Source organism: Pseudoalteromonas sp. Z1A2, from assembly GCF_011378755.1.
Lineage (GTDB): Bacteria > Pseudomonadota > Gammaproteobacteria > Enterobacterales > Alteromonadaceae > Pseudoalteromonas > Pseudoalteromonas distincta.
This window is the reverse complement of the sequence record NZ_WTKX01000003.1, coordinates 168,932-181,811: the sequence shown is the minus strand read 5'-3', so window position 1 is coordinate 181,811 and position 12,880 is coordinate 168,932. Positions and strand designations below refer to the sequence as shown.

Annotated in this window: 8 protein-coding genes; 3 read left to right on the top strand and 5 right to left on the bottom strand. The window is 38.9% G+C overall.

Features of this window, described 5'->3' with window-relative positions:
- Positions 1 to 16: 16 nt before the first annotated feature.
- A complete protein-coding gene (locus GQR47_RS03745; protein WP_024596878.1) occupies positions 17 to 934 on the top strand; it encodes an AAA family ATPase in 918 nt (305 codons plus the stop codon).
- An 11-nt stretch (positions 935 to 945) separates the two neighbouring features.
- A complete protein-coding gene (locus tag GQR47_RS03740; RefSeq protein ID WP_165723572.1) occupies positions 946 to 1,983 on the top strand; it encodes a general secretion pathway protein GspB in 1,038 nt (345 codons plus the stop codon).
- A gap of 53 nt (positions 1,984 to 2,036) precedes the next feature.
- Here GQR47_RS03740 and GQR47_RS03735 read toward each other — a convergent pair whose 3' ends face one another.
- Positions 2,037 to 3,230, bottom strand: coding sequence for an HD-GYP domain-containing protein (locus tag GQR47_RS03735; RefSeq protein ID WP_165723571.1), 1,194 nt, complete (start codon positions 3,228 to 3,230; stop codon positions 2,037 to 2,039).
- Positions 3,231 to 3,348: 118 nt separating this feature from the next.
- A complete protein-coding gene (gene putA / locus GQR47_RS03730; protein WP_024596881.1) occupies positions 3,349 to 7,152 on the bottom strand; it encodes a bifunctional proline dehydrogenase/L-glutamate gamma-semialdehyde dehydrogenase PutA in 3,804 nt (1,267 codons plus the stop codon).
- A gap of 168 nt (positions 7,153 to 7,320) precedes the next feature.
- Here putA and GQR47_RS03725 point away from each other — a divergent pair, with 168 nt between their 5' ends.
- A complete protein-coding gene (locus GQR47_RS03725; RefSeq protein WP_024596882.1) occupies positions 7,321 to 7,803 on the top strand; it encodes a winged helix-turn-helix transcriptional regulator in 483 nt (160 codons plus the stop codon).
- 80 nt (positions 7,804 to 7,883) lie between these two features.
- Here the strand turns inward: GQR47_RS03725 and GQR47_RS03720 are convergent, their stop codons facing one another.
- From GQR47_RS03720 to GQR47_RS03710, 3 genes are all read right to left on the bottom strand, one after another.
- Positions 7,884 to 8,873, bottom strand: a complete 990-nt coding sequence (locus GQR47_RS03720) for a sensor domain-containing diguanylate cyclase (protein ID WP_165723570.1) — start codon at positions 8,871 to 8,873, stop codon at positions 7,884 to 7,886.
- Positions 8,874 to 9,057: 184 nt separating this feature from the next.
- Positions 9,058 to 9,438, bottom strand: a complete 381-nt coding sequence (locus GQR47_RS03715) for a DP-EP family protein (RefSeq protein ID WP_165723569.1) — start codon at positions 9,436 to 9,438, stop codon at positions 9,058 to 9,060.
- Between the two features lie 20 nt (positions 9,439 to 9,458).
- Complete coding sequence (locus tag GQR47_RS03710) at positions 9,459 to 12,713, bottom strand: winged helix-turn-helix domain-containing protein (protein ID WP_165723583.1); 3,255 nt, start codon at positions 12,711 to 12,713, stop codon at positions 9,459 to 9,461.
- Positions 12,714 to 12,880: the final 167 nt, after the last annotated feature.

Here is a 12,880-nt window from a genome sequence, read left to right as displayed (position 1 = left end):
ACGAAGGAACATCACGGTGTATTTAAGCTATTTTGGCCTGAACGAAAAACCTTTTTCGATCTCGCCCAACCCTCATTACTTATTTTTAAGTGAACGACATAAAGAAGCCTTAGCACACCTTACCTATGGATTAGGTGAAGACGGTGGTTTTGTATTATTAACAGGTGAAGTAGGTACAGGTAAAACAACAATTACCCGCAGTATGTTAGAGCAGCTTCCTGAAAACACTCAAGTAGCGATGATCCATAATCCAGCGCTTTCAGAGCTGGAGTTATTAGCCAGTATTTGTGATGAGCTCAACATTAGTTACGATGTTCATAATGCGACGCTTAAAAGTCTTACCGATATTATAAAAAAGCATTTAGAGACTAATAATAAATCGGGCGGGCACACTATACTTATTATTGACGAAGCACAATTACTTGCCCCTAACGTGCTTGAGCAATTACGTTTGCTGACAAATATAGAAACCGATCATAAAAAATTATTACAAATAGTATTGGTTGGTCAACCAGAGCTGCAAGAACTTTTGAAGCGCAACGAATTAAGGCAACTTGCCCAGAGGATAACGGCTCGTTACCATTTATTACCACTTACGCAAGGCCAAACAGTCGCTTACATAAAGCATCGGTTACATATTGCAGGGTGTGATAAAGGAATCTTTTCGATGGATGCCATGCAAGCTGTTCATCAATTAACTGGCGGTGTGCCACGATTAATGAACTTGGTCTGTGAGCGTGCTTTAGTTGGGACTTTTGCAAAGCAGCAGTTGATAGTTGATAGCGATATAATAAAAAAATCAGCCCATGAGTCATTACCCATGGATTTTGTCGCACCGGTTAACGAAGCTAACAAAGCAACGTCATTTGTACCCTATAGCCTTGCATTCGCTGCTTTATTTGCCGTAGGCATTGGGCTTTCATTTATTTTATAGTTAGGTAAGTTATGTCTTATTTATTAGATGCGCTAAAGCAGTCGCAGCAATCAGATATGAGTGCTGAACAGTACGACTTACAATCTGAGCAGTTAAAGCAACAGCAAGCACTTAAGCGTTATAGACGATTAGCATTAGTATTTGGTACAAGCTTAGCTGCTTTTATTGCGGTAGCGGGTGGCTTTACCGCCGGAAAGTGGTTTCAAAGTACGACTTTATTAAACGCAGCGGAACCCGCTGTAATTAAGGTGGTGGAAAGCGAAAAATCATCGCCTAACAAAGACGTTAAAGAGGAAGATGCTGAAGCTGAAAAACAGCAAGTAGCTAAGTTGGAGCCTGCTAAAGTAGCTCCAACAAATACTGCAACGATTGAAGGGCAACTTGTGCATGTGCAAACCCCCAATGGTGTACAGCAAATGTTATTAACCCCAAATGGTCAGTATATTCCTATGCCGTCGAGCCAGGTCACGAGCGCAGCAGGTTATAATCAGCAAAACATGCAACAAGTAATGCCTGTTCAAAATTATAATCAGCCAGCGTTTAACCCACAAAGTAATTACAATCCAAATAATGCACAAAACACTGCGGTATTTGGGCAAAATCAAAATACCGCATCGGCTCAACTTGATATGAGTAAATATAAAGTATTGGGTAAGCCAATTAATGGCAGCACCCAATCTCAACAGACGAGTGACCCTGAGCTTGATGCTGTGCCTACAACTCTTAAAAATGCATTTGCGCAAGCTATACAAGATGTCGAAAAAAACCAAGATTATGAAGTTACTCAAGCGTCAAAAACGTCATCACGTGTTGAGCCTGTTGAGTTATTACCTGATGGTTTGCAATCAATGTTACCTAGTATTAAATATCAAGCGCATATATATTCATCGAGTGCTGATAAACGTTGGATCAAGCTAAATGGCCGAGAATTACACGAAGGAGAAAGCATAGGAGCTCTAACAGTCACAGAAATTACACCTGAGCAAAGTGTGCTAGATTTTGATGGTTATGAGTTTAGCTTAAAAGCTTTGCAAGACTGGCCGCAGTAAGCGCTTAGTTATCATGTTGAGAGCTCGGTAGAATATTGAGCTCTCAATAGTGCTTAGGATAATATTGAATTTTTATAAAAGCGTTCTAAATCAATGTTATATTCTTTAGGTTTAATCGCTGACTCAAGAGTGTCTACAGTTTTTTTATTAGATAAATCAATATCTTTTACTTCGGTGTAGCGGCTATGCTTAGCGCTGTAAAATGTTTTAACGACAGGTTTTAGTGGTGCCCCCGGATTACTCTCGGTGACCAAACCGACTCTTTGACTCGATAACCTTACAAGCGTTCCTACCGGATGGATGCCAATACATTGAATAAATTTATTAAGCAGCACAGGATCAAAGCTATCAGGGCACCCGTCTTTTAATATTTTAAACGCCTTTATTGGCTCCATGCCTGCTTTATAAACACGTTCTGCGGTAAGTGCATCATAAACATCTACAATTGACGCCATACGCACATACTGACTTATCTCGTCACCTTTTTTACCAAACGGGTAGCCTTTACCATCGAGTCTTTCGTGGTGCATACCTGCAATATCTACCGCGATCCCTGTTAACCCAGAGTCTTCTAATATCTCTTTACTGAAAAGCGAATGCATTTTCATTATTTTAAATTCGTCGTCTGTAAAGCGCCCAGGTTTGTTTAGCACTTCATCAGGGATTTTTATTTTACCAATGTCGTGTAATAGTGCGCCGGTAGTCAGCTCAACAATAGTGTCTTTCTCTATATTTAAGTGTTTTGCAAAAATACCCATTAATATTGATACATTAATTGAGTGCTCAAGTAGGTAGGCATCTTTTTGGCGCATTTGGGTAAGGCAGGCTAGGGCATCTTGATTTCTAAAAACAGAATCCATAAAGCCACTTGCCAGTTCTCTAAACGGCCCTATATCTATATCACGGCCAGCTTTTATATCTTTAAATGCTTTTATTTGCAGTGTTTTTGCTTCGTCATAAAGCTTTTTTGCTTTTCCCATTTCTTGCTCAGCGCTGTTTATTTTTTGCCAAGGATCACGCTTTATTTTTGTTGTAGGTGTAGCGATAGGATCTTTTTCAGGGACTGAATCAATGAGGGTTTTATCTGGGTCAATTTCTACTTCTAAAATACCTGCTTTTATCAGGTTATTAATACCAGCTTGAGTTTTAACCCAGCCTTGGTTTTTAATTTTAATACTGCCAGTTTGTTTGGTAACGCTTTGCACAAACATACCTGGGACTAACTTAGTAATAGGAATGGTTTTCAATTTTACGGCTTCAGTTGTTAATCTACTTTTAAACTAACAAACTTATACGTAACGACCAAATAAAAAAGGCACTTTACAGTGCCTTATTTTATTTTTTAGTAAAAAAGCATTAGCTTAATTATTCATCATCTTCAACAAGCGTCATTAGCGAGGTATTACCGCCTGATGCTGTTGTATCAATACTAATTGTTTTTTCAGTAATTAAGCGCTTGATTAATGTATCGTAATACTCAGAGCTAATTACCGGTAAAATTGCGCCTTTACGCTGTGCAAGCTGTTGGCTAAAGTAGCCTAAACGAGACGAGCGAGCAGCAACTACCGCGCCAGCTAAATGAGGGTGAGCCAAGATAGCTTGTAACTGATTAGGTTTAGCTACTTGGAAAACACCTTCAGCAACACCTGTAGAGATAAATTTATCTTTAAAGGCAACAGCTTCATCGTAAAACAGCTCAGACGCTACAGTAATTACCGTATTACCTGCGGCAATAGCGGTAATGATAGACAATGCCCAGAAGTTAAATGATGTGCTCTTATCTGCATAACACACTACACAACCACGCGCTTCTAGATGAAGTGTATTAGACTCACCCGTTGGCCCTGGCAGGGTAGTAAATTTACGCATGTGCTTTTCAAGGCGGTTAAGCTGTGCACGAGCTTCTGATAATGTTAATGCTAAATCGTCTGCTAAATCGTCGATAATTTCTACCGTCGCGATTTTAGCAAGCAACTGACGCACAGCCGAAACACGGTCGTTTAGTGGTGTTGCACGCCAGATTTTTTCATCGCGCATTGAGTTAGCCATTAGCTTTTTAACTTGCTCATTTGCACCGCTGTAGTGGTGTAAATCAAGCTCATCTGGCGTCAGGTTTGTCATTTGAACGTTATCTGGTGATGCCTTTTCTTTTACTAAACGTTGAAGGTAGTTAGGGCCACCGGCTTTAGGGCCAGTACCTGATAAACCACGGCCACCAAATGGTTGCACACCAACAATAGCACCAATCATGTTTCGGTTAATGTAAACATTACCCGCACGTGACATTTTAGCAAGGTACTCACAGCGCTCTTCAATACGTGAATGTACACCCATTGTTAAGCCATAACCTGTGTTGTTAATTTGATCCATCACATCATCAAGTTCGCTCGATTTAAAGCGAACAATATGAACACATGGGCCAAATACTTCACGCTTAAGTACTGATAAATCTTTGATTTCGTATAAGCGAGGTGCAAAAAAGTATGCGCCATTTTGCGTGTTATCCGGAATTTTACACTCGTAATGAAGTATAGAATTACCTTTTAAGTACTCAACGTGCTCGTTTAAGTTTTTAAGTGCTTTTTCATCAATTACCGGACCAACATCAGTTGATAGTAACGATGGGTCGCCAATGTGTAACTCAGCTAGGGCACCTTTAAGCATTTCGATAATGCCATCTGCTACGTCATCTTGAATGAATAAAACACGAAGAGCAGAACAACGTTGGCCAGCACTTTGAAAACCAGAACTGATCACATCGTCAACTACTTGCTCAGGAAGCGCCGTTGAGTCAACAATCATACAGTTTTGGCCACCTGTTTCTGCAATTAACGGTACTTGAATATCGTTACGTGCAGCAAGTGTTTGAGAAATTAATGTGCCTGTTTCAGTAGAGCCTGTAAACATAACCGCTTGAATGCGCTCATCAGGAACAATTGTTTTGCCTACTTCTGAACCACGAGCAATAACCGGTTGAACAACATGCTCAGGTAAACCAACAGACAACATTAGTTCAATAGCACGAAGGGCGATTAAACTTGTTTGCTCAGCAGGCTTTGCAATTACAGTGTTACCTGTAACAATCGCAGCGGCAACTTGGCCTAAGAATATTGCAAGCGGGAAGTTCCACGGGCTAATACATAAAATAACGCCACGGGCTTCAAAACGCTCATCTTGCGATAGCTCCTCAGCGCGCGCCGCGTAGTAACGGCAAAAATCAACCGCTTCACGTACTTCATCAATACCATCTTGCGCTACTTTACCTGCTTCTTTAATACAGATAGCAACAAGTTCGTCGTGATGACGCTCTAAGATATCAGCAACTCGACGCAGTAAGTTAGCTCGCTCTCTTACTGGTGTTTGTGACCATGACTCAAGTGCAGCTTCAGCGTTAGCCAGTAATACTTTCATCTCTTCGCCAGTTTGCAATTTAACGTGGCCAATGATTTCTTTGTGATTTGCTGGGTTTTTAACAGCTAATGAGCCTTCAGGTACTTGGCTTTGCTCAATTAAGTGCTCGTTAAACCATGTTTCAAGATTCTCTTTGAAAGGGGTAATAACGTTAATGTCGGTTAAATCCATGCCTTTAGAGTTAGCACGTTCTTCACCGTATAAATCAATTGGCATTTTGATTTGCGTATTGTACTTGTTACGCAAGCCTTGCAATGTTTCTACAGGGTCTGGTAGTAGTGATTCAACAGGTTTTGTTGTATCAACAATTGCGTTTACAAATGATGAGTTAGCACCATTTTCTAACAAACGACGAACGAGGTACGCAAGGAGGTCTTCGTGTTGACCAACTGGGGCATACACGCGGCATTGAATTTTTTCTTCGTTAACGATTTGGTCGAATAATGACTCACCCATACCGTGCAAGCGTTGAAATTCGAAACCTGTGTTGTCGCCTTTGGCTACTTCTAAAATAGTTGCGGCAGTGTAAGCGTTATGTGTAGCAAATTGCGGATAAAGCACATCGCGCGCTTCAAGCATTTTAATAGCACACGCTTTGTAAGAAACGTCTGTTGTTGCTTTACGGGTAAATACTGGGTAGTGATCTAAACCATCTTGCTGTGTGGTTTTGATTTCAGTATCCCAGTATGCGCCTTTAACTAGACGTACCATCATCTTGCGACCAACGCGGGTTGCAAGGTCAGTAAGCCATTCAATTACAAAAATAGCACGTTTTTGATACGCTTGAACTGCTAAGCCAAAACCTTGCCAATCACCAAGATCTTCATCACTGAATACCGCTTCAATTACATCTAATGAAATATCTAAACGGTCTGCTTCTTCTGCATCAACGGTAAAGCCGATATCGTATTTTTTAGCGGCAAGCGCAAGCTCTTTTAACTTTGGTACAATTTCTTCCATCACACGGTCTTTATGAGTGAACTCATAGCGCGGATGAATAGCAGAAAGCTTAACTGAAATACCAGGGCTCTTAATTGGACCACGACCATTAGCCGCTTTACCAATTGAGTGTATAGCATTCATGTAGCTGTCAAAGTAACGCTTCGCATCTTTCATTGTGCGCGCGCCTTCGCCTAGCATATCGTAAGAATACACATAACCTTTTTGCTCTGTTTCGGCAGCACGTTCAATTGCTTCGTCAATGGTACGACCCATTACGAATTGCTTGCCCATAATTTTCATAGCAAAGTTTACAGACTTACGAATAACTGGCTCACCTAAACGACCAATGGTCTTTTTAAGCATGCCGAACTGTTGTTCTTTAGTTTTGTCTGTGTAGTTAACCATTTTACCGGTAACTAATAATCCCCAAGAAGATGCGTTTACAAATAAAGAATCGCTGCTTCCTAAATGAGAGCTCCAATCACCTTTGGCTAATTTGTCACGAATAAGTACATCTTGAGTTGCTTTATCTGGTACGCGAAGCAGTGCTTCGGCCAAACACATTAATACAACGCCTTCTTCACTAGAGAGTGAAAATTCATTTAAAAGCGCATCAACACCGCCTTGCCCATCTTGCTCTTTACGAATGTTCAAAACAATCTGGCGGGCTCTTTCCCAGGCACGACTTCGTGCTTTTACGCCTACTTCTGCAAGCGGTAAAATATGATCAATAACTGCATTTTCATCTATGCGGTAGAAGTCACGGATTCTTTGTCTGATAGGACAAGTAGTAGTTAAATCGCCGTTGAATAACATAAGCAACCCTCAGGATGTTAAGAATTAAAGTAAAATTAATTACCAATAAATTACCAGTGATATTGTGAGTGCATTCTAATTAAAATTCAGCAGAATATGCTGGTTAAATTTCGCGATTTACGATAATTTACAGGGTATAAATTTAACTTATCCGCATAAAATTCTGTTATGACAATTCCAAATAGATTACGCATGCTAGATCGCATTGATTTAGCCATACTAGACGTTCTTCAAAAGAACGGCAGAATTTCTAATGTTAACCTCGCAAAACAGGTTAATTTGAGTGCCAGCCCGTGCCTAGATCGTGTTAAACGATTAGAGCAAGAAGGGTATATTGAAGGCTATTATGCCAAGCTTAGCGAAGCTAAACTTAATCAGAGCTTAGTAGCGCATGTTCAAGTATCGCTTGTTGCTTCAAATACAGCTGTATTTAAAGTATTTAGAGAGCACATATTAAGGATAGAACAAGTAGTCGAATGTGACATGGTTGCTGGTGGTTATGATTACTTATTAAAAATTCGCGTTTCTAATATGGAAGAATATAGACAAGTTCTTGGCGACTTAGTAGATATTCCCGGCGTGGGTACTCATCATACTTATATGGTGATCGAAAAGATTAAAAAGGATGAAGGATTGTTAATCGATATTTAAGCTTTTCTCAAGTCATAAAAAAACCGCAATTGCGGTTTTTTTATTTTAGTAGATAAATGCTATACCAAATAGTTAGTACATCACCTTATACATAATTTATTACGACCTTCCGACTTCGCTCTGTATAAGGCAGTATCCGCCGCGCATATTAATGCCTCAGATGTTCTGTATTGATTATTGTATTCACACGCTAAACCCTGACTTACACTTATTTTTACATTCGCTGGTAAACCGAGATCTCTAAAATTAATGTTGAGTATTTTTTCTTGAATACGCTTAGCAATCATTTGTGCATTTGAAATGTGCGAACGAGGCAGCACAACAGCAAACTCCTCACCACCATAGCGTGCTACTAAACTGTCTTTAGATGGTAAGCACTCTTCAATTGTACGAGCGACTTTTTGAAGGCACTTATCACCTTTTACATGGCCAAAGTTATCGTTAAATAATTTAAAGTAATCAATATCAATAAGTATAAAGCTAAGAGGCTGCTTGTTAACTATGCACTCTTGCCAATTTTTAATGATGGTTTTTTCTAAAGTACAGCGATTAGCGATACCAGTGAGATGATCAAGTCTGGCTACGTTTTCCAGTACTTTGTATTTTTTAACGTGCTTTGAAATATCATGCATTATACAAATAAAAAGTGGGGTACTTGCGACTACCGATTCGGGTAAACATGATATAGATAACTCAACATCTAAACAGTTACCATTGTTTTTTCTTATTTTAACTTCTTTCGGACCATGATTGAGTGGTGTTTGATAGTTGTTTTTCCAACTTTCAAACATGTAAGCATAGTCATCGCGATACTGTTCTTGTAAACAATCTTGCCATTTTTTACCTATTAATGAATCAGACGTTACATTGAAAAAACGTGCTGCTACGGGATTTACTGATTCAAACACCCCATCTGCATTAACAATAAAAATAGCATCGGCCATGACATTAGTGACATTAATAATTGCGCTTATTTTTTCATTGTTAACGGTATTAGAAATGCTGCTGATTAATGCAGATACAGCGCTGTCGGTGTTGTTTGCTTTGCTATTTTCATTATTGTTAGACATGGTGTTGCTCATTTTTATTGTTAATGAAACTTTATGTCTAGCAGTTTATTCAATTTATCGTTTTTAAACCTTTCGGTAACCTTCTGATTTAAGTTGTTGTTATTTAAGTTTATTTAAGGGGCGTTTTTAAATAAATTACACCGCAATTAATATGCCTGTGCAATTTAAAAATAAGCATTACTGATTAGAGTTCTTTTTCATTCTTAACTTGAGGATCAGCGCTTTCATATTTATTGCCATTACACTCAACGTTAAAGATTAAGCATACAGAGCCATTATTTTCATCTGTGTCGGTAATGATAATTGTGTGGCCGTTGTCACTTACTTTATAGCTGAAGTCTTGGGCGCATGGTTTTTGTGTGTCGATATTGGTGATAGTAGCGCCAGTAAATACGAAACCATTTTGAATTGTGGCATCGTCTAAATTGTAGTTGCCAGCGGTTTCAGTTCTTACAACACCACCGCCAGTAGCGGGTTCGCCATTTTTTGTATAGCTAAAAATAGCTTCACCGTTGTTAAGTTCAATATTTACTTGAAAGTCGACATTTTCTAGGGTGTTATTCATATCATTTCCTTTATGAGTAATTATAGTTGGAAGTTCGTAATGCCTAATTTAACTAGGCTTGTTTTTATTTCTGATATCTCGTCTTCTCTGTTTAAACAGGTATAAGCTTGTACTAGTGGGTATGTTATTTTTACGCTCTGACTTATTTTTGCAGCTTCAGAAATTGCTTTGATAGCACTTAAGCAAAATTGCTCTCGCTGTTTATTAGTTGTAGCTAAGTTTGCTTTGATTAAGTTTATTCTTGTATATACTAAGTAATCACCAGTTTTAGTTAGGCTGGCTAATTGATGTTTGTAGTTTTCATTATTCTCAAGCTCAGTTAATAACTCCTGCGCTTTGAGTGGTGATTGTCTATTTATAAAATATTGAATCAGTGTAATTTGTGTATTAATAGTGCTGGTATTTTTAAAATTTTGAGATTTTAAAAAATTAATTATTTTTTCAATTGTTGAGTCAGTAGCTTCATCAGTAGATAGCATTAGTGAATGTGCTAAAGAGCGATAATACATAAGCTGAAATTTATTGTTTTTTGGATCTTGTACTAAAGCTTCATTGATAACTTGATTAGCCAAGCTGGCTTTTTTATGGGCCATCCGTTTATCACTCAAATAGCTCAGTAAATAACTTTGTTGCATATATAGGTTTGCTGACGTGTAAAAAAGGCTTGCATCACTAGGGTAGTCAGCAATCAATTTTGTGATTACGTCAACTGCACCTTCCAATATATTAACTGCTTCATTAAAGTTACTTAGCTTCTCTTCTGTTTTTGCAAGCCAACTAATCGTATCGGATTTATCTCGAAGTAAATCTTTGTTATTAGGTTTCAGTTTAAGCGCTTTATTTTTAAGTAAAAGTGACTCTGCAAAGTTCTTTTTTGCAGCGCTGTAGTTGGATTTTTCTATGTATAAAGAACCTAAAGAATTAGATGAATACGATAATTCCATAATGGAGTTAAAATCATTGGCTGCCAGCGCATACATTTTTTTACTGTAAGCGTGGTATTTTTTAAACATTTGCTCAGTAGCTTGATGATCATTTTGATCATAAGCTAATTGACCAAGCCAAAAGGCATTGGCACCTGCAAGCGTTAGTAGCTCTAAGTTATTAGGCTGTATTTTTAATAATGCCTCAAGGCGGGTGCGGGCGTTTTCAAAGGCGGTAAAGGCTTCATCAGTTTTACCTCGGGAATAAGCTACTTCACCCATTGCTTCGAGGGTTTGTGCGTACTGAAAACGGTTGTTAAATTGTGCTTTATTATCGCTAAAGCTAAAAAGTGAACTTGAATCGTCAGTTTGATTAGTAAAATACTCAAGTGCTTTATTACTAATACCATCAAGTAAGTCCATACGTTCAACGCTACGTAATTTATCGGCAAAGTCGCCGACCATAAACCCTAGTAAGCTTTCGGCCTCAAGCTGCTTGTTTTGCGCATGCTGTTGGGCTTTAAAACTAATGAAGCTCATCAATAACGCGGTAAATGTAAGTAAGCACAATAAAGCAACGGTCACTCGTTTTGCTCTTATTTTTGTTTTTATTTTGTTTACAGAGCTTTTGATAAGAGCATGCTCGTTATCATCTAATTTAAACAGTTTGTCGTTAAGTAATAGCTGCGCTTCTTGTAGTGGTTTACCTGGCGCTAGGAGGTAAGCACTACTTTTGCCTTCATCTACCCAATTTCGTGTTTGATGTTGTAAACGACTTTTTATTGCTAAGGCATCTTTATGGTCATTAATCCATTGTTTTGCGCGCGGCCATTGACGCAATAATGCCTCGTGAGCAAGACTAAAACAGGCTTCTTGGTTTTGTAAATGCGATACAAATAAACGGCTATCGACCATGGCTTGCACAAGCTCTTTTTGACTTGTGTTGGTTAATGTTTGCCAGCGGGCAGCGCGGCTCGTAATGGTTTTACCATCTGGGTTTAAAGTGATCAGTTGTGATAATACGCTTTTTAGTTGCTGCTGTTGCTCATTACTAAGATCAATAAATATATCTTCTGCTTTTTTGCCTATGGCGCCCTCAATACCCCCGAGTTTTGTGTAAACACTGTGCAGTAGCTCGTTATTATCACTGCGCTGTAAGTACAGCTCTTGCAATGTGTATTGCAGCATGGGCAATGCATCGGGGTTATTGGCGGTATCGGCGCACAATATTTCATCCAGTGGTGTTTGGGTTTGTGGGTCATTGGAGAACGTTAAATTAGCGGTTAACGCTGGCAGGCGAATAATTTGTTGGAGTTCTTGGCGGTTTGGCGGTGTTAAATCGTAGTGCGCGCCATGAGCTTTGCCTGCCATTAAACTTGGTTGTTCAACCACTAAAGGATAAAAGTCGTTACGACACGCACTAAATACAATCACAGCTTTAGAGATTGCTAAGCGTTCAATAACCGATAAAAAATGGCTGCGTGTTTCGCTACTAAATATAGGAGAAGAAAGCAGTACTTCTAAGCGGTCAATAAATAAAAATAACTGGGGTGTTTTAAGTTGTGTAGAGGCTTTACTAAGTGCAGCTTGTATGGCATTAATTACGCCATCTATTGCCAATTCAAGTTGCTCTGCAAGTGTTTGCGCGCTTAATCCTTCAAACACAGGCTGGGCGTTTATATCCCAATCAAGTAATGCAGAAGCTAAGTCTAGAAAAAGTCTATTTTTATGCACATCTGCAAAGTCGATCTGGGTGTAGGAAATAACCCCGATGCCATTATAGCCTCGCTCATCTAGTAGTTTTGGTAAAATTCCAGCATTAACAAGCGAGGATTTACCTGTACCACTAGGGCCAAGTATTAAGCAAAAAGCACGACCGTAATTTACCTGGCTAGATATCCTTTCCAGCAGGGTAGCTATAGATTGGGTACGGCCAAAAAAAACGTGGGTATCATTTGGGTTATATGCACGCAGGCCTAAGAAAGGGGATCCTCCCTGCCATGTACTTTTAGTGCTTGGGATAGGATCTGCTAACGGAAAAGATAATTTTGCAATAATGCGGTAGCCACGTTTACGGATAGTTTCAATATAATGTGGTTCATTGGCTTTATCACCGAGCGCTTTTCTTAGCTGAGTGATAGTTTTATGTAATGGATTATCGCCAATATCAGTATTTTTCCAGCATTTACTGAGCAATTCATCGCTGCTTACAATGTCGCCATTTTGTTGACACAAATGCAATAAAACTTCCATCGCTTTGGGCTCTAACTGTTTGGCTTTACCAGTGAGTTGAATTGAGTTAGTTGAAGGTGTTACTTGCCAATCGCCTAGGTAGAAGGGGTTGCGCATCATCATTACTCATTATTGTTTTTTTATTATTAAAATTAAGTGCGTATTGATATTTATTAACACTATTTATATGGCAAATAAATCTATAACACAACTATTTGAGTTTATTCTGAGCAGAGGGGGTAGGAAAGGATGAGCTTGCAGATATGCAAGCTCACTATAAAAATAAA